Here is a 20,739-nt window from a genome sequence, read left to right as displayed (position 1 = left end):
CGGCGAGGGGGCGGCTTCTGCTCAGGCCTCCGCGAGCTCGATGACGACGTCGTTGACGTCGGCTGCCGGGTCGCCCCACAGCCCGAGGAAGGCGAGCGCGAGGGCGTCCTCGAGGCCCGCGAGGCTCTTCACGCGGAACACGACCGCCGCCGCCGAGGGCTCCCGCCCGGCGTCGCGCGCTGCCTTCGCGAAGCCCTGGGCGACCGCCCGCGTCCATGCCTCACCAGCCGCCTTCACCGCGGCGTAGTTGGCACCGCCCGCGAGGGGACGCGCCACCGCGGTCGACGACACAATCGCGAGTCGGCCGGCATCCGAAGCCCGAAGGTCGGCGTCGAAGGTCCGGGTGACGTTCCGCAGCGCCGTGAACGAGCGCAGCAGGAACGCGAAATCGTCATCGCTCTGCCCGGCGAGCCCGCCGCCGCCCCGCCAGCCCCCAACGAGGTGCAGGATGCCGTCGACATCCCCGTGCGCGGCGTGAACCCGGTCGCGCAGCGCGCTCACGGCATCCGGGTCTGTGAGGTCGCACCGTTCGGTCACGACCCCCTCGATCTCCTCGGCCACCTCGGACAGGCGCCCGGCGTCGGAGCCGACCACGATCGTGGTCGCGCCCGCCTCGCGCAGCGCGCGGGCCGTGCTGCGCCCCACCGCACTCGTGCCGCCGGCGAGCAGCACCGTGCGGCCGTACACGCCGGTGTCCGTGTCCATGGCCCCTCCCACTCCCTCGTTGGATGCCGTTGCGGCCGACGGCGCGCCGTCGCGTACCGTCGTGCGGACATCGTGGCCGACACGCCGGTGCGACCGCCACCCCTGTCGGCGTGTCGTCGATGGACTCCGCCGGACGGTCAGCCGCGACCGCGGACGGGGGACCCGGAGGGCTCAGTCACGTCCGGTGATGCCCTCGGTCGAGGCGATCACGGGTCGCATCTTCTTCTCGAGCGCCTCGAAGAACATGGACAGGGGAAATTCGTCGTCCAGCACGGCATCCGTGTACCCCTTGGGGAGCCCGGCGAGCACCTCGTCCGGTAGTCCGCGCGCCCACACCGAGGCGGGGTGAGGGGTGACCACCGACCGCACCAGGTCGTACGCGGCCAGCCAGTGCGCGGTCTTCGGTCGGTCGATCGAGCGCCAGTACAGGTCGTCGATGGCATCGGCCAGCGCGACCACCGCGGCGGGGACCTCGTCCCAGTCGAACGCGAGCGACGTGTCGGTCCAATGCAGCACGCGGCGCTGGTGCAGCCAGGCGAAGAGCAGCTGACCGCCGAGGCCGTCGTAGTTGCGCACGCGCGAGCCGGTGATGGCGAAGCGGAAGATGCGGTCGAAGATCACGGCGTACTGCACGAGCTCGGCGTGCTCGAGCATGGCCTGCTCGGCGGCATCCAGGTCGTCCCGCGCCGACAGGCGCTTGTGGATCTCGACGCACTCGCGGAACGCGGTGAGGTCGCAGCGCAGCTCCTCGAGCGAGTAGAGGAAGAACGGCATCCGTTGCTTGATCATGAACGGGTCGAAGGGCAGGTCGCCGCGCATGTGGGTGCGGTCGTGGATGATGTCCCACATCACGAAGGTGCGCTCGGCGAGGTCCTGATCGTCGAGCAGCCGCGCGGCGCCCTCGGGCAGGTCGAGCTTGGTGATCTCGGCGGCGGCGCGCGTCACCCGGCGGTACCGGGCGGCCTCGCGGTCCTGGAAGATCGCGCCCCACGTGAAGGTCGGAACCTCGCGCATCGCGACGGTCTCGGGGAAGAGCACGGCGGAGTTGGTGTCGTAGCCGGGCGTGAAGTCCACCAGGCGCAGCGAGACGAAGAGCCCGTTGGTGTATTCGGTCTCCAGTCGCGCGATGAATTCCGGCCAGATGACCTCGACGAGAACGGCCTCGACGTGCCGGTCGCGCGATCCGTTCTGGGTGTACATGGGGAAGACGACGAGGTGACGGATGCCGTCGACCCGATGCTGCTGCGGCTGGAAGGCCACGAGGGAGTCGAGGAAATCGGGCACGCCGAACCCGGCATCCGCCCACCGCTCGAAGTCCGCGACGGCAGCGCGCAGGTATGCCTCGTCGTGAGGGAAGAGAGGGGTGAGGGCGGTGATCGCGGCGACGATGTCGGCGACGAGCCCGGCGGCCCGGGCCCGATCGGCTGCCTCGGGGACGGACCCGTCCTGAGCCTGGAGCGACTGCAGATCGGTCGCGGCATCCTTCAGCAGGGTCCACGCGGGGGAGTGCTCGACCGTATCGGCCGTGTGGTCGGCGAGCAGGTCGTGCGTCGAGCGCGGAGAAGTTGCGAGGGTCATGGCGGCCTCCCATCGAGATGCGGGAAATATTCCGGTCAAACACGCATGCTAGCGGAAAATGTTCATCCAACGCGAGCGTGCAATCGCGCGGGCACTGGTACTGTCGGCCCCATGCCCGACGGTTCCGTTCGCCGCGCGCGACTCGACGACACCGTCGACGCCGCCATCGTGCGCGAGATCTCGCTCGACGCGCGCGCCACGCTCGCCCACCTGTCCGAGAGGGTGGGGCTGTCGGTGTCGGCGGTGCAGTCACGGCTGCGGCGGCTGGAGGCCCGCGGGATCGTGCGCGGCTACCGTCCCGTGCTCGACGCCGAGGCCCTCGGCCGGCCGCTCGCCGCGTTCGTCGAGATCACACCGCTGGACCCGGCCCAACCCGACAACGCCCCCGAACTGCTCGCCCACCTCAGCGCCATCGAAGCGTGCCACTCCATCGCCGGCGACGCGGCCTACATGCTCTTCGTCCGTGTGCCCACCCCGCGCGACCTGGAGACGCTGATCCGCGACATCCGCGCGGCCGCGCAGGTGAACACCCGCACCACGATCGTGCTGCAGACCTTCTTCGAGGCGCGTCCCATCGAGCCCGCCGACTTCCCGGCCTGACGCGGTACGGCGTTCTGGCCGCGCAGGTCGGCGTGCCGTCGTGCGGAGGTCGGGGTGGACACGCCGTGGGGGATGCCGCAGGACGGCGTGTCATCGACGTTCTCCGCAGGACGGCTCGGGTCGGGCCCGTCGTCGGAGGGCCGGCACCCCGACCGAATACATCTGACGACGGATGCCGACGGCCCGGCGCCCGCGTAGCGTGACGGGGATGCGCATCGCCCTGCGTCCCCTGCTCCGCTACCAACTGGTCGTCGACCTCGTCGCGGCCGGTCTCTTCGGCCTGATCGCGATCGTGCTCGAACTCCAGCCCGGCGACATCGGCGGCAACCTCGGCGCGGTGCTGTTCGTCGCCCTGCTCGCAGCGGCGTTCGCGTTCCGGCGGCTGCACCCCGGCGTCGGACTCGCCCTGGCCTGGGCCGGGGCGATCGCGCAGATGGCGTTCCTGCGTTCCCCGACCCCCACCGACGTCGTCATCTTCGCGGTGCTCTACGGCACCGCCGCGTACGGGAGCCGCCGCGTGTTCTGGGCGGGACTGGCATCGTCGGTGGGCGGGGCGGTCGTGGTCACCGTCTACCTGATCGTGCGCGGCGGGGCAGAGGTGTACCACCCCCAAGACGCCTTCGCCGTCCTCGCGGTCCTGCTGAGCTCGGGCTTCGCCTTCCTGCTCTCCTGGGTCACCGGCGCCCTGGTCCGCACAGCCGCCCGGGCCTCGGCGAACGCGCGCGCGCAACGCGCCGCCGAGGAGGCCACCGTCGCCGAGCAGGAGCGGGTGCGCATCGCCCGCGACATGCACGACGTCGTCGCCCACTCGCTCGCCGTCGTGATCGCCCAGGCCGACGGAGCGCGGTACGCCGCTGCGCAGGATCCCGCGGCTGCGACGCAGGCCCTGTCGACGATCTCGTCCACCGCCCGCGCCGCCCTCACCGATGTCCGACTGCTGCTCACTCAGCTGCGTCACAGTCAAGCCGACGGTCCGCAGCCCGCCCTCGCCGACGTCGAGACCCTCTACGCGCAGGTGCGCGCGGCCGGTGTCGAGCTGCACACGATGGTCGATCCGGGTCCTGGCGTCGAGCCTCCGGCGGCCGTCCAGCTCGCGCTGTACCGGATCCTGCAGGAAGCGCTCACCAACGCCCTGCGCCACGGCGTCGACCGTCGGGTGAGCGTGCGGTTCGCGTGGCATCCGGAGAGGGTGGAGCTGTCGGTGCGCAACCGCCGCGCCGCTGGCGCCGCGCCGACAACGGGCGGACACGGCGTGATCGGTATGCGCGAGCGCGCCCAGCTCGCCGGCGGGACGCTGTCCGCGCAGCCGGAGGGGGAGGACTTCGTCGTCCGCGCGACCCTGCCGATCGGCACGTCGTCGTGAGGGGTCCGTTCGCTCCCGCGGTGCGTTCGCGGCAGAGTGGATGCCGTCCCGCACCCGTCCCGCGGAAGGACCTGACCCTATGACCACGCCGATCCGCGTCGTGCTCGTCGACGACCAGGCGCTGTTCCGCGCCGGCATCCGGATGGTGCTGGATTCGCAGCCCGACCTGGAGGTCGTCGGGGAAGCCTCCGACGGCCGCGAGGGCATCGAGGTCGTCCGTGCCACCCGGCCCGACCTCGTGCTGATGGACGTGCGGATGCCGGTGATGGACGGGCTCGCCGCCACGACGGAGATCCTGCGCGATCCCGGTGCGCCCCGAGTCGTCGTGCTGACCACGTTCGACCTCGACGAGGCGGCGGCTCGGGCGATCCAGCACGGTGCGAGCGGGTTCCTCCTGAAGGACTCCGACCCGGAGTTCCTCCTGTCCGCCGTGCGGACGGTGCACGCCGGCTCCGCGGTGATCGCGGCGCAGGCCACGCGCGAACTGTTCGCGCACATCGCGCAGGGCGGTTCGGCCGACCCGCTGCCGGCGACCTACGACGCCCTGACCGACCGGGAACGCGAGATCTTCGCGCTCGCCGCCGCGGGGCTCAGCAACGCCGAGATCGCCGCGCGCGAATTCCTGTCGGAGGCGACCGTCAAGACGCACGTCAGCCGCATCCTCACCAAGCTCGCGCTCCGCGACCGGGTGCAGCTCGTCGTCTTCGCCTACCGTCACGGCCTGGTCTGACGGCGCGGCTCACCGTGCGGGGGCGGCCTCGTCCCCGCGCGGTTCGGGGTCGTGCGCCCAGGTCGGCGCGAGCGCGCGGATGCGGGCCGCGCGCCACTGCCACACCGCCCAGAGACCCGGCCACAGGGCGGGTGCGGCGGCGCCGCCGATCGTGAGCCGTTCCCGCCAGAGCGTCCGGTTCGGGTCGCCCGGAACCGCCGAGACCGCCATCTGGTGATCCCAGACGTCCAGGGCCGCGAGGGGGCCGGTGAGGGGCACACCCCAGTCCCGGAACACGCGGACCCGGCCGTTCCCGTCGGACGTCTCCCGGTCGGCCACCGAGATCAGCTGACGCCCCAGCGGCAGAACCCCCGCCGCGCGCATCTGCACGGGGAGGTCCGCGCCCGAGGCGAACGACGTCGGCGCCTCCTCGAGGGGCTCGACGTCCAGGAGCGGGCCGTACAGTTCCGCGACCGCGCGGGGGGAGTGGAGGGCTCGCCAGGCGGCATCCGGATCGCAGTCGATCTCGAACTTCAGCAGAATGCGCATGCTCGCATTGTGCCAACTTCCCGCACGGACGCCGCCGGGTTGACGGGCCGTGCGATGCGGGGCGCTCATCGTAGGCTCGAGGGATGCCGAACACCCCCGACGCCCTCGCGCAGACGAACTACCAGGTGCGCCTGGAGTGGGGTGAGGCCGGGCTCGATCGGATCGCCCCGTCGCACGTCGTCGTCGTGGTGCAGACCCTGGGCCTCACGGCGCGGGCGTTGACAGCCGTCGAGGAGGGGCGCGAGCTCGCGGTCCCCTCGGCCGACGCTGCCGGGCGCGTGGCTCTGGCCGCGGAGCGGGCGGGTGCCCGCGTCGTGGTCGCCGGGATCCGCAACGCCGCCGCCGTCGCCGCTCACGTTCTCGAGGTGCAGCGCTCGCGCGGCGATCGGACGAGCATCGCCGTGATCGCGGCGGGCGACGCGGATGCCGCGGAGCCCGGGGTTCGATTCGCCGTCGAGGACCTCCTCGGGGCGGGGGCCGTCGTCGCCGCGCTCGGCGACCTCGGGATCGATCACGCCTCGCCCGATGCGGCGGTGGCGGGTGAAGGATTCCGGGCGCTGCGCGTGGCGGTGCGTCACCTCCTCACCGCGAGTGGCACCGGGCGCCTGCGGGCCGACGCGGGCGAGCGCGACCTCGTGCTCGCCGCGGCGGAGCGCGACGCGGCATCCGTCGTCCCGGTTCTGCGCGGAGGCGTCTTCACCGCCGCGTGAGACCTCTGCGGGAGGCCGTGCGGCACGACGACCCGCGCGGCACGGCGACGTCGCGCGGTACGGCGAGGTCGCGAGGAGGCGCGGCACGGCGGGAGGCCGCGGCACGGCGACGTCGCGCGGTCCGGCGACGTCGCTGCCCGGGACTCAGCGCGGTGTCGCCGCCGCCAGACGCGTCGCGGGGCTGATCTCGCGGCGCACCCAGGTCAGCGCGAACCGGGGGTCGAACGAGGGGGCGCACTTCGCACATGAGGTGGGTCTGGTCGCGCGGCGGTGCCGGTAGGCCACGTGGCCCGCGGGGCACGTGCCCACCCACGGCGCCAGCTCGTTCGCGGTCTCGCCGGCGTGGGTGGTGCCGCCGACGTAGCCGAGCTCGCGGGCCGCCCGCTTCCACACCGGGCCGTGGCCGGCGGGTGCCCCCGCGAGCGCGTGGGCGACCTCGTGCAGCAGCGTCTGGTGATTGGTGTCGTCGTCGTACCGGGCAGCGAGGTAGCGCGAGACGCTGATGCGCCGACGCGTGTAGTCGCACAGGCCCGCCCGGCGCTTGGCGTTGTCGAACGCGAACGACCAGGAATCGTCGAGGTGCAGGGCGATCAGTGCCTCCGCCCACGTTCGCACACGCTGCAGATCGGACATGACGGGAATCGTAGAGAGGGGCTCCGACGTCAGCTCGCCACGACCGCGCGCGAGCGTCGCCGGTCGGCCGCGTCGATCGCGAGGAGCGTCGACTCGAGTTCGGCGTCGCTGGCCCCCGCGTTCTGGCGGAGGAACAGCGCGCGCTTGAAGTCGCTGCGGGCGGCTTCGTAGTCGCCTTCGTCGTAGTGCACCTTGCCGCGGTGCTGCAGGGCGAAGGCGGCGATGCCGGCCCAGCCCTGTCCCTCGGCCTCTTCGGCGCATGCCGTCAGCTCCTGCTCGGCGGCGGCGAAGGCGCCGCGGCACTGCTGGATCGTGGCGTGCAGGATGCGGGCGCGCAGCAGATCGCGTCGGGTCCCGGCCATGCGCGCCACGCGCACGGACTGCTCCGACACGGTCAGGGCCTCGTCGAAACGGTCCAGCACCTTCAGCAGCCACGTGCGCTCGAGGAGGGCCGGGAGGCTGCGCTGCGAACCGATCTCCTCGAGCCGTTCCGCGCACTCGCGAGAGTCGGTGATCTCGCGCAACGTGTCGGGGTCGTACCCGTGGATGTAGCTCACCGTCGCTCCTCTCGAATGGCCGATGCCTTCCAGTCTGCGGTGCCGGTGCCCGATGCTCCGCCTCGCCACACCGGCGCGCCGCGAACCCGCCCGGAGGAGCGTCGGGATGGCCCTCGTCAGCGCTCGAAGATGGAGGCCGAGGGCTTGGGCGACGGCGTCGCATCGGCATCCGTCGCGGGGCGCGCATCGCGCACGAACTCGTCGATCTCCGCCCCCTGGGCGACCTTCGCGGGGTGGGGTCCGGCGGCCATGAGGCGCGGCAGCCACTCCACCGGCAGCGGCGCGGACGAGGCCGCCACGACGAGGTTGCCGAACCGGCGGCCCTTGAGCACCTGCACCTCGGCGAGCACGATCACCTCGGGGAGCACGTCGCGCACGGTGGCGACCTGTCGGCGTGCGAAGGCGAGCCCGGGACCGTCGGAGACGTTGACCAGCAGCACGCCGTCGGGTGCGAGCAGCGCCGCGGCCTCGCGGTAGAACTCCACGGTGGTCAGGTGCGCGGGGGTCTGCGCTCCCGAGTAGACGTCGCTCACGAGAAGATCGACCGCGCCGCGCAGTCCCGAGGGGAGGCGCCCCAGGCCGGCGCGGGCGTCGCCGATGCGCACGCGGATCGAGGCCCCCCGGGGGAGCGGGATGTTCTCGCGCACCAGGTCCCACAGGGCCGGTTCCAGTTCGAGGACCTGCTGTCGGGACCCCGGGCGCGTGGCCTCGACGTAGCGGGGGAGCGTCAGTGCCCCCGCGCCCAGGTGAACCGCGGTGAGCGGCTGTCCCGGCATCCGCAGTCGGTCGATGACGGCAGCCATGCGCGCGACGTATTCGAAGTGGAGGTGGGTCGGATCGTCGAGGTCGACGTGCGACTGCGGGGTGCCGTCGACGACGAGCTCCGACCCCGAGACGAAGGTCGAGGCGGTCACCCGCGCGATCGAGCCGTCGGAGAGACGCGCCGTCGGGGCGTCGTCGGGTTCCACGCGCATGCGAGCCATGCCTCCACGCTAGACCGCGTGAGTCGCCGAGGACCGTCGCTCGGCGTCCCCCGCGGGCGGCGCTTCCGGCTGCTCACGCCGCCGGGGGTGGCAGGGGCACGGATGCCAGGCCCGCCGGCGTCACCATCGAGACCGCGTCATCGGGCAGGGCCTCCCAGCCGTCGAGCGGGATGCCGGTGGTCGCGACGACCCGGGCCCCGGCGGCCGTGCGACGGGTGAAGAGGCGGTTGTACCCGTCGCCGTGACCGGACGGAAGGGTGGAGGCGTCGAGTCCTCGGGCGGCGAAGGCGGCGAGGGGCGCCGGGCGGCCGGCGGAGGAGTGCACCGCGATCAGAACCCGCGGGGTGAGCAGCAGGGCGTTCAGGCATGCGTCCGGGAAGAGCGCCCGCACGGTGGCCACGGCATCCGCGATCCGCGTCGGGTCGATGTCGGCCCCGGGGGTGAGGGCTCGCCGGAGGCGGGCGAAGTAGAGCTCGCTGTCGTTGCCCCCGCGCAGACCGCCGCGCTCCTCGGGGGTGAGGGCGGCTCGTAGCCGGTCCGGTGGAGAGAGTGCTCCGTTGTGCTGGAAAGCCGCATCGCCGGCGAGGAACGGCTGCGCCTCGGCCTCGGTGGTGCCGGTCCCGGAGCTGCCGAAGCGCAGGTAGAGGAGGGCCGCGGTCGTCGGGGTGGCGACGGCGCCGGCCAGGTCGGCTCGCGTGGCGGGCCGTCCGGCGACGACACGGGTCGAGACAGCGGTGGCGGTGCGCCACGCGGCACCCCAGCCGTCCGCGTGCACGCGGGAGAGCGCGGAGAAGGATGCCAGGACATCCGCGCCGAGGGCGGTGACGGCGTCCGTCGGCGCGGGGGCGACGTAGGCGAGCATGCGGGACACGGCACCTCCGGGATCGAAAATCATGGATTGGATCCACATGTAGTATGTTTGGATCCTACTCGGAGGTATCCCGTCCCCCATGAACCCACTCCCCACCGCAGACGCCGTCACGGCATCGGCACCCGCGCACACCGCGGACGGATCCTCCATCGACGTCGTCGCCGAGCGTGAGCGCACCACCGGTTCGACGCTCGCCAGCCACTTCAACGCCGCCGGCGCAGCGCTGCCGTCGCGCGGGGTGGTCGCCACGGTGGTCGAGCACCTCCGTCTCGAGGAGGCCAAGGGCGGCTACGAGGCCGCGGCCGAGCGACGCGGCGATGTCGACGCGGTCTACGCCTCCGCCGCGGGGCTCGTCGGCGCCTCGACGAACGAGATCGCCCTGTTCGACAGCGCCTCGACCGGGTTGCGGGTCATGCTCGACGCTCTGCGCCCGAGTCGCGGGCAGCGCATCGTCGCCTCCAGCAGCACGTACGTCAGTCACGCGCTGCACCTGATGAGCCTGGCGCGCGAGCAGGGCATCGACCTGGTGATCGCGCCGTACGACGATCGGCGTCGCGTCGACGTCGCTGCGCTCGAGACCCTGCTCTCGGACGGGGTACCGTCGATCGTGACGGTCGCCCACGTGCCCACCTCGTCCGGTCTCGTCGAGCCGGCCGCCCAGATCGGGGAGGTCGTGCAGCGCTACGGCGGAACGTACATCCTCGACGCGACCCAGTCGGTCGGTCACCTCTCCGTCGACGTCGGCGAGATCGGGTGCGACGTCATGGTCACGACCGGCCGGAAGTTCCTCCGTGCTCCGCGCGGCACCGGCTTCGCCTACGTCAGCGAAGCCCTGTGCCAGCGGTTGCTTCCCGCCGCGCCCGACGTGCGGGGAGCGCGCTGGACGTCGAGCACGGCATGGGATCTGGATGCGTCGGCGCGTCGCTACGAGACGTGGGAGGGTGCGGTGGCCGCCCGGCTCGGTCTCGGCACCGCCCTCGATGAGGCCGCCGAACGCGGCATCCCCGAGACGCAGGCGTGGCTCGTCGACGCGGGCACGCGGCTGCGCGCCGCCCTGGCCGATCTGGACGGTGTGACCGTCGCCGACCCCGAGGGCGCGCGCTCCGCGATCGTGACCTTCGTCATCGAGGGCCTGGCCTCGGCCGATGCCGTCGTCGAGCTCGCGCGCCGCGGGGTGCGGGTCGTGTCCGTCCCGGCGACCCACGGGCAGTGGGACCTCGGAGACCGCGGAGTGCCGAGCGTCGTCCGAGCCTCCCCGCACATCTACAACGACGCCGCCGACCTGGCCGCCCTCGTCGACGGGGTCGAGGCGATCGCCACGGGACGCTCGCGGTGACCGCGGTCGTCTCGGCGGACGTCGTCGTGCTCGGACTCGGCATCCACGGGATGTCGACTGTCGCGAGCCTCGCCCGGCGCGGTGTGCGCGTCGTCGGAATCGATCGCTTCCCCGCCGGGCACGCCCGCGGCTCCTCGCACGGCCGCACCCGGATGATCCGGCGCGCGTATCCGAACCCGGTGTGGAACCCGCTGGTCGAGAAGGCGTTCGACGCGTGGGAGGGGCTCGAACGGGCCTCCGGCGAGACGTTGATCCACCGCACCGGAGGTATGTACGCCCACGAGGGTGCGTCGCAGCTGCAGGGACCGGACTGCATCCTCGTCGAGGACCGGGGTGAGATGGCATCCCTCATGCCGTCCTTCGTCGTGCCCGACGGGTACCGGGCCGTGTACGACCCGTCGGCCGGGGTGGTCGAGGCCGAGCGGGCGCTCGTCGCGCTGCGGACGCTGGCCGTGGCCGCCGGCGCCGACGTGCGCGACACCGAGCAGGTGCTCGGGTGGGACTCCGCCTCGGGAGGCGTGCAGGTCCGCACCGACCGCGGTGTCGTGCGCGCGGAGCGTCTCGTGGTCGCGGGCGGGTCGTGGGCTGGGCGCCTCCTGCCGCAGCTGTCCGACCTCCTCGAGGTGTGGCGCATCCTCACCGTCACGGTCCGCGCGGGGCAGTCCGCCGGCATACCGCCCGCTCTCGGGGCGTTCTCGGTCGACCGGCTCGAGGGCCTCGTCTTCGGCATCCCGGATGCCGACGGCAACGGGGTCAAGCTCGGGGTGGATGCCGGAGAGGTGTGGGATCCCGAGACGCCCGTCGCCGCGCCGACCCCCGCAGAGGTCGACGCGCTCCGCGATCTCCTGCACGCGTACGTCCCCGCACTGGACACCGCGCCCGTCGAGGCGGCGGCCTGCCTGTACACGATGACCGAGGACAAGCGCTTCGTCATCGGTCCGCTCGCCGACAGCCCGGAGGTCATCGCCGTGTCGGCGTGCTCGGGGCACGGCTTCAAGTTCGGTCCGGCCATCGGCGATGCCGTCGCGGACCTGTGCGAGGGCGTCGAGCGCCCCGACCTCGATTTCATCTCGACCGCACGACGGGGGATCTGACATGACCATCGCCGTGGCCGCTCCGCACGCCGCCGCCGTGGAGGCGGGCCGTTCCGCCGTCGCGGCGGGAGGCAACGCCCTGGACGCGGCGCTCGCCGCCGCCGCCATGCTGACGGTGGTCTATCCCCACCAGTGCGCCGTCGGCGGCGACCTCATCGCGCTGGTCCGCCGCCCGGATGGAACGACGACCGCGGTCGTCGCCGCCGGAACGGCCCCCGCCGCGATCGCGGAGGCGGCAGCGTCCTGGCGCGAGGTGCCGCGCGCCGGGGCCGGGTCGGTGACGGTCCCCGGCATGCTCGCCGGGTGGGCCGCGATCGCCGACCTCGGCGCGGTGCTGCCGGTCTCACGCGCGCTCGAAGCGGCCGCGGACGTGGCCGAGGCCGGGACGGCGGTGAGCGCCGGTCTGGCGCGTGCCCTCGTCTCGCGGGCGGAGGCCATCCGGGCGGACGAAGGTCTGCGCGCGCTGTTCACGCGCGACGGCGTGCTGCTCACCGAGGGGGATGCCCTCGTCCAGCCGGCTCTCGCGGCGAGCCTGCGCCGCCTGGCGGTCGACCCCCGCGACTTCTACGAGGGCGGTATCGCGCGCTCGCTCGTGCGGACCCTGCGCGCCCACGGCGGCACCCACACCGAGGACGATTTCGCCGGTTATCGCCCCGAGGTCGTGCAGGCGCTGACGCGCAGGATCGGCGACGCCGACTACAGCGTCGCGCCGCCGCCGTCGGTCGGGGCGATCCTGGTGGGAGTGGCCGCGGCGAGCGAGCGCGCGCCCGGGGCGGCCGGACTGCTCGAGGCGAGCGTGCGCGGCGCCCAGGCGCGCGCCGCGCACCTCGGCGACCCCGCCGCGGGTCCGGTCGACCTCGAGGCGCTGCTCGCGCTCGATGCCCGCCCGCTCGCCGGTCCGGGCGAGCCGCGTCCGCAGGGTGACACGGCCGCCGTGGTCGCGATCGACGACGACGGCTACGCCGTGACGATCGTCCAGAGCGTTTACCAGACCTTCGGCGCCGGACTGCTCGATCCTGGGACCGGGATCCTGCTGCACAACCGCGGGGGCGCGTTCTCGATCGATCCGGCCTCGCCCGCGGCCATCCGCCCCGGTGCCCGCCCGCCGCACACCCTCGCCCCCGCGATCGTCGATCGCGGCGACGTGACCGTGATCGCCGGATGCCAGGGCGGTCGCGCCCAGCCGTGGATTCTCGCGCAGCTGCTGCCCGACGCGACCGACGCCGACACCGATCTGGATGAGCTGCTCGCTCGCCCGCGGTGGGTGATCGGTGACCGCGACCTCGGTCGGGATCGGCTGACGCTCGTGACCGAACCGGGAGTCCGCCCGGAGGTCATCGAGCGCGCCGCTTCCCTCGGAATCGGCGTCGCCGCCTTCCCCGGGCCCGCCGACGAGGCCGGTCACGTCCAGATCGTCCGCCGTGTCGGGGGGCTCGGCGTGCGCGACGCCGCGAGCGACCCCCGCGCCGACGGGGTCGCCGTCCTCGTCCCGGCATCCTGAATCGACCAGCCCCACCCGCCCCACCGCACCAAGGAGACCCGATGACCGCCGACCGGCACTGGAGCGACCCCCTCACCCCGAGCGAGATCGTCGAGATCACCGCGCTCGTGCGCGCGGACGAGCGCATCGGCTCCGAGCCCCGGTTCTGGGGCATCGCGGTCGAAGAGCATCTGGCCTGCAGCCTCGCGCCGGGTCAAGGGCGTCCCGTGCGACTGGTGGTCATGAACCCGGCGGCCCACGCCGCGTGGGAGGTCACCGGCTGGACCTCGGGCACCGACCGCGCCGAGGCCTCGCTGGCATCCTGGAACCCGGTGGATGCCAAGCGCCCCGGCGTCTCGAGCGACGAGGCGCGCGCGATCGCCCGCGCGGCCCGCGAGCATCCGCTCCTGAAGGAGGCCCTCGCCAAGCGCGGAATCACCGACACCACCCACGTCTGGGTCGATCCCGAGTCCATCACAGGCTTCGAACCGGAGGACCTCGTCGACCGCCGGCTGTCGTGGGGCACGGTCTGGTACCGCGAGAGCGCGGATGACAACGGCTACGCCCGGCCGGTCGCCGGCCTCGTGCCGATCCTCGACCTCGAGACGCTGGACATCATCCGCATCGAGGACCACGGCGTCATCCCCATGGCGAGCGAGGGCGGCAACTACCGGTCGGGCACGTGGGGACCCGACCGACACGTCGCGCCGCTGGAGATCACCCAGCCCGAGGGTCCCGGCTTCACCGTCGAGGGGCACCGGGTCACGTGGCAGAACTGGTCGTTCCGCATCGGATTCACGCACCGCGAGGGGCTCGTCCTCCACGACATCGCGTACCGCGACGGCGATGTCGAGCGTCCGGTCCTCCGCCGCGCCGCGGTCAATGAGATGTACGTGCCGTACCTGGACTCCGACCCGACGGCGTACCGCAAGAACTTCTTCGACTGGGGCGAGTACGGCGCGGGGCCCCTCACGGCATCCCTGGAACTCGGATGCGACTGCCTCGGCGAGATCCACTACTTCGACGCCCACGTGCTCGACGGGCTCGGCGAGGCCCAGACGATCACGAACGGCGTGTGCCTGCACGAGGAGGACTCCTCGATCCTGTGGAAGCACGTCAACACACGCACCGGCGAGGCGGATGTCCGCCGTTCGCGGCGCCTCGTGATCTCGTTCTTCGCGACCGTCGCCAACTACGACTACGGCTTCTACTGGTCGCTGTACCAGGACGGTTCGATCGAGCTGGAGATCAAGCTCACCGGCATCCTGTCGGTCTCGGGAATCGACGACGGCAAGATGCCGGCGTACGGCCGCATGGTGAGCCCGAACGTCCAGGCTCCCACGCACCAGCACTACTTCGCGGTGCGGATGGACACCGCGATCGACGGCCCGAAGAACCGCCTGGTCGAGGTGCACGCCGAGGTCGAGGAGGACGAGGAGCTCAACCCCTGGGGCAACGCCGTCAAGATGGTGTCGGAGGTCATCGCGTCCGAGAAGGATGCCGGCCGTATGGCCGACGCGTCTCGTGCGGTGCACTGGCGGGTGGAGAACACCGAGCGCACCAACCGCTTCGGCGAGAACACCGCCTACCGGCTGTCGGCGATGCACACCACACGTCTCTTCGCCAAGCCCGGCAGCATCGTCGCTCGCAAGGCGCCGTTCGTCTCGAAGCACCTGTGGGCCACCGCGTACGACCCGAACGAGCGCTTCATCACTGGCGACTACCCCAACCAGGCGCCGCTCGAGGCCGAGGGCATCACGGAGTGGCAGCAGGCGGACCGCCCGCTCGACGGGGCGGAGCTGGTGCTCTGGCCGATCGTCGGCGTGCACCACTACCCCAAGCCTGAAGAGTGGCCGATCATGCCGGTGCACCGCATCGGCCTGCGGTTCGAGCCCGACGGCTTCTTCACCCGCAACCCCTCGCTCGACCTGCCCCCGTCGTCGGGTGGGGATCACTGCCATGCGCCTTCGCCGGGAGCGGGCGGTGCGGTGGCCGAGGGGCACGCGCTCCACGGGCACGACGCCGGCGGGCACGAGCACCACCACGGGCACGACGGACGCCACGAGCACCACGGGCACTGATGGGGGAGGTGCTGCATGCCGGGGCGTTGGTGGCGACGGCGGCGGGCGCGTGCTGCGTCGCCGCCGACCGCCCCGCGTCACGCGTGCGTGAGCTCTTGATCGCAGCGGTGATGCTCCTCGCGATGGGCGACATGGTCGTCGGCGGCGCGCGGGTGCCGGTGGTGTTCTGGGCGGCGGTGCTGCTTCTCGCGGCGTTGATCTCGGTGGCTCCGGGGCCGGCGCGGCGCGGTGCCGAGCGGAGGATGCGGGCGTTTGACGCCCTGGGCGCTGTGCTCATGGCGGCGCTGCTGCTCGCGGCGCACGTCCCGGCATCCACGGGTTCTTCTCATCACGGGGCGGGGGCCCTGCCGCTCGTGGCCATCACCCTCGTCGGGGTGGTCGGGTACGCCGTCGGGGGCGTGGTGCTGTTCGTCACCGCGCATCGCGACCGGCCCCTCGTCACGCGGCTGCCGCCGCTGGCGATGGGCGCGTCGGCGGTGCTGATGGCGGCGCCGCTGGTGGTGGGCTGAGGGCCATCGTGCGCTGAGCTTCCGTCCATCGGTCTGCATCGTGGGCTGAATGCAGCAGCGCCGAAGCTGATGCGACCAGCGCGGCCGTCCGGATATGCTTCGGCAACGACTACACCGGGGGGATGCTGGCCGTGAATCGTCATCCGATCGTGAGGCGACTTGTTGCTGTCGGGATGGCGTCCGCGCTCGTCCTCGGTCTATCGGCCTGCATTCCATCCCCGGACGCGTCGAATGGTCAAGCCACTGCGCTCACCGCCACGGTCCCGGGCGATGTTCAGCCGACAGTCGTGGTGCCCGCTCCCGAGGGCGAGGCACTGGCGGCCGTCGACGGCATGTCCGAAATCGCGGGCGGTCTCGATGTCGTCTTCGGAACCCCGGTCGAGGTTTCACTCGATGGTGAACTCCCTGCTGAGGGTGCAACCCTGAGTCGTACATATGCCGCGCCTCTGCCGAACGACGCGAACCCGACGTTCGCTTACTGGAACGAGGAGTATGGGGCCTGGTACGCAACTCCGACGACCCTTTCGGCGGACCGGAGAACGGCGACAGCGATCGTCCACCACTTCTCGTTGTGGAACGACTTCGTGTTGGGGACTACTGCAGCGCTGACATCAGTACGCGACGCGGCCGCTCAAGCGGGTCAGAAGGTCGGCGAGGTAGCTCGGAACGCGGGCGAGTGGCTGGGGCAAGCCGCCACCAACGGTGCGAACGCCATCTATTGGACAGCTGCGAGCTACTTGTCGTCCCGGGTCGAGCTGCCCGAGTGCGATCAATCGACGCCCAATTGGGTGAGCGACATCCCCGTCAGCTTCGCTGTGGAAGATTCTGTGCGCTTCTGCGCGGGGCACGACGCGAGCAATCCCGACGTGCTCGTCCTGAAGGCGCGATCGAACCGCGGCTACGGGTTCCCGGTGAATCTGGCGGTTGATCCGGTGTGGGAGTACAACTCGACGTACGAGCAGAACCTCGCAACCGCGATCGACACCATCGGCGGCGTCGACAGCGCCATCGGAGAATCCATTGCCGAACTGTTCAATTCCGGACGGTTCGTCGGCTCGGGTGAGGAGATCAGTTTCGGCATCCCTGCGTCCGCGCTCACGGGCTTCGCCTCGGATTTCTTGCTGGAGCTCCCGGCTCCCAGCATGGAGCAGTACATGGCGTCTACGGGCGCCCGTCTCATTGCGGGTATGGGCGCAGCCAAATCCGACGGGCTTGTCGCCTTCGGCATTATCTTCGCAACGTGCGCCTCCGGCGTGAACGCCGCCGGCGGCGACGCCATCAGAGTGTCTGCGGCCGTGCTGAATTGCGCCTACGGGAACACGGATCTCATCATGAAGACGTATGCCGCCGAGCTCGCGCGGCGCGGTCTGGAGCCGTCGGCCGCGATGAAGAGCGCCGGGAAGCTGCTCGGTCAGGTGACGATCCTCTTCTCGGGATTGGGTCTACTCATCGACCTCACCGACTATTCGGCGGATCAAGCAGCATCCCGTGAGACCCGCGCACTCAGGATCTCCCTGAATCCTCAGGCTCTCGCACCGAAACCATGGCTTATCTCAGGGGCGGGCATCGGACCGGCGACATTCGACGGGCCCTGGTCCACGGTCGAGCCAGCTCTCGGCAGCCACGCGCTGCGCTGCGATGGGAGTTCGCAGGACTGGTTCGTTTCCGTGTGGGGCGAGAATCCCGCCCACTACATCTTCCTCGTCGCCGGAGGCGGCGAGATATCGGCAAAGGTCGAGGGGGCTCCGGCGACGGCCGAAGGCATCACGCTCGGCTCGTCCGAATCGGACTTGAAAGCGCTGGGGTACCGGGTCGCGCCAAATGCCCATACTCCGTATGGATCGATGTACGTCTTGCATGACGCGGGTCGCGAGATCGGCGTGGGCGTGACGCCGGAGGGTTTCGTGTGGGCAATCGACGTGGGGGGCGCGTATCTGCCCGCCGAGTTCTGCAACTGACGAGACCTAGGGGTGCGGGCGACGACGGCCGAGTGGGGACGCTCCGCCCTGATGCGTCTCCGGATGATTCGTCCGAGACTCCATTACAGCGATTCGGTACACATCAGTGAGTCTCGATTCGAACTTATTGAGACTGACGTGACACCAGCGGTCACGCCAGTCTGAGTAAGCGACGTGGAGCCGGTGGCAAATGACGTCGACGCGCGGGGTGCGATAGAGCGCCGCCAGCCGTGCGCGGGATATCGGGTGCGCTGGAGCGGGAGGTGCCTGGCGGCGAGGGCGCCTGAGGGCAGGAGTCCGAGAATGAGGCAGGCTCGCGTAACGCCTTCGGCTACTTGACCCGCCGGGGGTCGTCGCGGGCGATGCGCCGGACACTGCTGTTCGCCATCACGAGCCTGGGGTAGGCCGCATTGGCTTTGTGCACGAGCGAGAGCATCTGGTTCAGGCGGCTACTCGTCTTGACGCTGAGGAGGTTGTCGTGATGCGCAACGCGATTTCGCAGACGCCGAATGCTGTCGAGTTGCTCACCGATTTTCGCCCTCCCCGCGTCAGATTGGTCCGCCCCTGGGAACGCAGCGTTCAGGCCAGCTGACCACAAGGCCACCTGACGATGAGGTGATTCGACCTTCGACATGGGCTGCAGCAGCTTGACCCACGTGCCGAACATCAGTTGCGCCACGATGTCATCGTGCCCAGCGAGCGCTCCGTGTCGAGGGTGACCGGTCGTGCGAAGCCCTGCCTCACGTGCGGCGGCTCTTCGGGCCTTGTTGAGGTCGTCCTTCAGTAGTGCATAGAGAGGCTCTTGGGCATTGCCCGCGAGAGTCCACTCTGCCGATCCGCCGTTCCTGACGTTCCATGTGGACACCGCACGATCCAGAGCGTTGCGGATCGCTACCTCGACCAGCGAGATCTGGGCGTGGAGCGCGCCGGACAGTTCGTTCGCCCAGAGATAGGTCGACCAGGCGCGCTCGAGATCCTCGCCGGCGTCGTCCAGATAGGGCCGCAATCGGGGCTCACTCAGGAGGAGCCGCCGGACATCAGGTTGACTCGACACGACCTAGAACGTACCGTGGAGTGCAGAGCGACGGGCTTGGACCGTCGTGCCTATCCCAGAATCCCCTCGCCTTGCGGGGGGATTCTTGTTCTCCGCGACGTGGACGTGGCCCGACCTTTCCGGGCCATGCACTCAGCCCGTGAACACCGTCGCGGAGCGGCGCTCGTACCAGCGGGCCAGCTGCTCGCCGGCCTTCAGCACGTGCTCGCGCATCTCGCGGCGGGCGGCCTCGGCGTCGCCGCGCTCGATCGCCTCGATGATGCGCACGTGCTCCTGGAAGTTCTCTTCGCGGTGACGGTCGTCGCCCACGAGGAGCTGGGCCGACACGTTGCGGGGGAAGGTCTCGTTGATCTCCTCGATCGCACGGGCCAGGCGCGCGTTCGCGGAGACCTGCGCGATGGTGTTGTGGAACACGTCGTTCTCGCGGCGGCTGGCCAGCGCGGGGTCCGCCTCGCCGCGTTCGCGCGCGAGCGAGCGGTCGTACATGTCCTGGTTCGCCTCGCGCAGCCGGGCGACATCGCCCCGTGAGATGCGCTCGACCGCCCGCGCGGCGGCCAGCGCCTCGAGCTCGGCGCGTACCTCGTAGGCCTCGCGCACCTCCCACGGCGCCGGCACGCGCACGACGGCGCCGCGATTGGGGAGCACTTCGATCAGTCCGCCGGTCTGCAGCTGGCGTAGCGCCTCGCGCACCGGGGTGCGGCTCACGCCGAAGTCGTTCGCGAGCTCGGCCTGACGAAGCTGAGCGCCGATGGGGATATCGCCCGACATGATGCGTTCCCGGATTTTCGCGGCGATCTCGTCGACGAGGGCGTGCCCTCCCGTCGCCGAGATATCGGTGTCCCCCCGTGCGGCCATGCTGCCCCTCTTCGTCGGTCGTGGTCGCGCTCCCGCGACTTGCGAACCTAGCAGAAGGGGACCCGGATGCCACGCAATCCACGCCCACCTGGCTCCCAGGTCGCGCAGTCGGGATCCAATCCACATCTGTTAGGATCCAAACATGACCACGCGAGAGGATGCCACCGAGCTCCGCGCCCGCGTGCGCTCCTTGACGCTCGAGACCGCCGACGTGATGGCGGTCGAACTCGAGGGCGTGGACGGGCCGCTGCCCGAGTGGACGCCCGGCGCCCACGTCGATCTTGCGCTCACGGGCGCCCCGGTCCGGCAGTACTCCCTGTGCGGCGAGCCCGGCTCGGCGCGCTACCGGGTCGCGGTCCTGCGCGAGGAGCAGAGCCGTGGCGGTTCCCGCGCCGTGCACGAGCGGCTGCGCCCGGGCGATGTCGTGACGCTCCGCGGACCGCGCAACCACTTCGGCCTCGACCCCGCCGACGAGTACCTGTTCCTCGCGGGCGGCATCGGCATCACGCCGATTGTGCCCATGGTGCGCGCCGCCGCTGCAGCGGGCGTGCCGTGGCGGGTGCTGTACCTCGGTGCCTCCCGTACCCGGATGGCGTTCCTCGACGACCTCGGCGCGATCCCCGGCGGGGCGGTCGACGTCGTCGCCCGTGACGAGGGCGTGCGCGCCGACCTCGTGGCCGAGCTCGCGGCGCACCCGAACGCCGCGGTATACGCGTGCGGACCCGCGCGCATGCTCGAGGAGGTCACGCGCCTGGTGCCCGAGGCATCCGGTCGTCTCCACCTGGAGTACTTCACCGCCCCGGTCGTGGAGTACGAGCCCGGCGGACCGTTCGCGGTGCGCCTCGCGCTCACGGGCGTCGAGCTGACCGTCGAGCCCGAGCAGAGTGTGCTCGAGGTCATCCGCGAAGCGGGTGTCGACGTGCTCTCCGACTGCGAGGAGGGCATCTGCGGCAGCTGCGAGACGGGCGTGCTCGAGGGCGAGGTCGAGCACCGGGACTTCGTCCTCACGGCCCAGGAGCGCGCCGCGAACGACTGCATGATGGTCTGCGTCTCGCGGTCCGCGTGCCCCCTCCTCGTGCTCCAGGCCTGAAGGCCCCGGACACAACCGACACCG

The 20,739-nt window shown here is 71.5% G+C and carries 20 protein-coding genes; 11 read left to right on the top strand and 9 right to left on the bottom strand.

The annotated features are described in order from the left end of the window. Nucleotides 1–21: 21 nt before the first annotated feature. Nucleotides 22–705, bottom strand: coding sequence for an SDR family NAD(P)-dependent oxidoreductase (locus LL239_RS06870; RefSeq protein ID WP_228162710.1), 684 nt, complete (start codon nt 703–705; stop codon nt 22–24). 171 nt (nt 706–876) lie between these two features. Then, nucleotides 877–2,283, bottom strand: coding sequence for a DUF6421 family protein (locus LL239_RS06865; protein WP_228162709.1), 1,407 nt, complete (start codon nt 2,281–2,283; stop codon nt 877–879). 111 nt (nt 2,284–2,394) lie between these two features. Here LL239_RS06865 and LL239_RS06860 point away from each other — a divergent pair, with 111 nt between their 5' ends. The 3 genes from LL239_RS06860 (at nt 2,395) to LL239_RS06850 (ending at nt 4,976) form a co-directional block, all read left to right on the top strand. Beyond that, nucleotides 2,395–2,883: an Lrp/AsnC family transcriptional regulator gene (locus tag LL239_RS06860; protein ID WP_228162708.1), complete on the top strand. Its 489-nt coding sequence runs from the start codon at nt 2,395–2,397 to the stop codon at nt 2,881–2,883. 208 nt (nt 2,884–3,091) lie between these two features. Continuing rightward, nucleotides 3,092–4,246, top strand: coding sequence for a sensor histidine kinase (locus tag LL239_RS06855; RefSeq protein ID WP_228162707.1), 1,155 nt, complete (start codon nt 3,092–3,094; stop codon nt 4,244–4,246). Nucleotides 4,247–4,325: 79 nt separating this feature from the next. Further along, nucleotides 4,326–4,976, top strand: a complete 651-nt coding sequence (locus tag LL239_RS06850; RefSeq protein ID WP_228162706.1) for a response regulator — start codon at nt 4,326–4,328, stop codon at nt 4,974–4,976. Nucleotides 4,977–4,985: 9 nt separating this feature from the next. On the opposite strand, the gene LL239_RS06845 is transcribed toward LL239_RS06850, so the two are convergent. Continuing rightward, nucleotides 4,986–5,504, bottom strand: a complete 519-nt coding sequence (locus LL239_RS06845) for a hypothetical protein (RefSeq protein ID WP_228162705.1) — start codon at nt 5,502–5,504, stop codon at nt 4,986–4,988. An 83-nt stretch (nt 5,505–5,587) separates the two neighbouring features. On the opposite strand from LL239_RS06845, the gene LL239_RS06840 reads away from it, so the two are divergent. Continuing rightward, complete coding sequence (locus tag LL239_RS06840; RefSeq protein WP_228162704.1) at nt 5,588–6,214, top strand: 2-phosphosulfolactate phosphatase; 627 nt, start codon at nt 5,588–5,590, stop codon at nt 6,212–6,214. Between the two features lie 144 nt (nt 6,215–6,358). Here the strand turns inward: LL239_RS06840 and LL239_RS06835 are convergent, their stop codons facing one another. The 4 genes from LL239_RS06835 to LL239_RS06820 form a co-directional block, all read right to left on the bottom strand. After that, entirely contained in the window at nt 6,359–6,847 is a 489-nt protein-coding gene (locus LL239_RS06835) for a SprT-like domain-containing protein (protein ID WP_228162703.1), read from the bottom strand. Nucleotides 6,848–6,876: 29 nt separating this feature from the next. Then, entirely contained in the window at nt 6,877–7,404 is a 528-nt protein-coding gene (locus LL239_RS06830) for a hypothetical protein (RefSeq protein ID WP_228162702.1), read from the bottom strand. Between the two features lie 116 nt (nt 7,405–7,520). Continuing rightward, on the bottom strand, nt 7,521–8,387 hold the full coding sequence (locus LL239_RS06825; protein ID WP_228162701.1) for a spermidine synthase: 867 nt from the start codon (nt 8,385–8,387) through the stop codon (nt 7,521–7,523). Between the two features lie 73 nt (nt 8,388–8,460). Continuing rightward, nucleotides 8,461–9,282, bottom strand: coding sequence for a class II glutamine amidotransferase (locus tag LL239_RS06820; RefSeq protein ID WP_228162700.1), 822 nt, complete (start codon nt 9,280–9,282; stop codon nt 8,461–8,463). Nucleotides 9,283–9,337: 55 nt separating this feature from the next. Between LL239_RS06820 and LL239_RS06815 the strand changes: the two genes are divergently transcribed. The 6 genes from LL239_RS06815 (at nt 9,338) to LL239_RS06790 (ending at nt 17,716) form a co-directional block, all read left to right on the top strand. Further along, nucleotides 9,338–10,594 (top strand): aminotransferase class V-fold PLP-dependent enzyme, encoded by a 1,257-nt coding sequence (locus LL239_RS06815; RefSeq protein WP_228162699.1) that lies wholly within the window; start codon nt 9,338–9,340, stop codon nt 10,592–10,594. Continuing rightward, nucleotides 10,591–11,688, top strand: coding sequence for an N-methyl-L-tryptophan oxidase (gene solA, locus LL239_RS06810; RefSeq protein WP_228162698.1), 1,098 nt, complete (start codon nt 10,591–10,593; stop codon nt 11,686–11,688). The genes LL239_RS06815 and solA overlap by 4 nt, the downstream gene beginning before the upstream one ends. A 1-nt stretch (nt 11,689) precedes the next feature. Beyond that, the gene (locus tag LL239_RS06805) at nt 11,690–13,189 is read left to right on the top strand and encodes a gamma-glutamyltransferase (protein WP_228162697.1); all 1,500 of its coding nucleotides are present in this window, start codon (nt 11,690–11,692) and stop codon (nt 13,187–13,189) included. A 41-nt stretch (nt 13,190–13,230) separates the two neighbouring features. Then, the gene (locus LL239_RS06800) at nt 13,231–15,249 is read left to right on the top strand and encodes a primary-amine oxidase (RefSeq protein ID WP_228162696.1); all 2,019 of its coding nucleotides are present in this window, start codon (nt 13,231–13,233) and stop codon (nt 15,247–15,249) included. Continuing rightward, entirely contained in the window at nt 15,249–15,758 is a 510-nt protein-coding gene (locus LL239_RS06795) for a hypothetical protein (RefSeq protein WP_228162695.1), read from the top strand. Before LL239_RS06800 ends, LL239_RS06795 begins: the two co-directional genes overlap by 1 nt. Before the next feature lie 122 nt (nt 15,759–15,880). Then, complete coding sequence (locus tag LL239_RS06790; RefSeq protein WP_228162694.1) at nt 15,881–17,716, top strand: hypothetical protein; 1,836 nt, start codon at nt 15,881–15,883, stop codon at nt 17,714–17,716. Between the two features lie 331 nt (nt 17,717–18,047). Here LL239_RS06790 and LL239_RS06785 read toward each other — a convergent pair whose 3' ends face one another. Further along, on the bottom strand, nt 18,048–18,770 hold the full coding sequence (locus LL239_RS06785; protein WP_228162693.1) for an Abi family protein: 723 nt from the start codon (nt 18,768–18,770) through the stop codon (nt 18,048–18,050). Between the two features lie 132 nt (nt 18,771–18,902). Further along, entirely contained in the window at nt 18,903–19,625 is a 723-nt protein-coding gene (locus tag LL239_RS06780) for a GntR family transcriptional regulator (RefSeq protein ID WP_228162692.1), read from the bottom strand. Nucleotides 19,626–19,767: 142 nt separating this feature from the next. Here LL239_RS06780 and LL239_RS06775 point away from each other — a divergent pair, with 142 nt between their 5' ends. Further along, nucleotides 19,768–20,715 carry a PDR/VanB family oxidoreductase gene (locus tag LL239_RS06775; protein ID WP_228162691.1) on the top strand — a complete coding sequence of 316 codons (948 nt, stop codon included), beginning with the start codon at nt 19,768–19,770 and terminating at the stop codon, nt 20,713–20,715. Nucleotides 20,716–20,739: the final 24 nt, after the last annotated feature.

This window comes from Microbacterium testaceum (assembly GCF_020781835.1).
Classification (GTDB): Bacteria; Actinomycetota; Actinomycetes; order Actinomycetales; family Microbacteriaceae; genus Microbacterium; species Microbacterium testaceum_H.
This window is presented reverse-complemented; position numbering and strand designations above follow the sequence as displayed.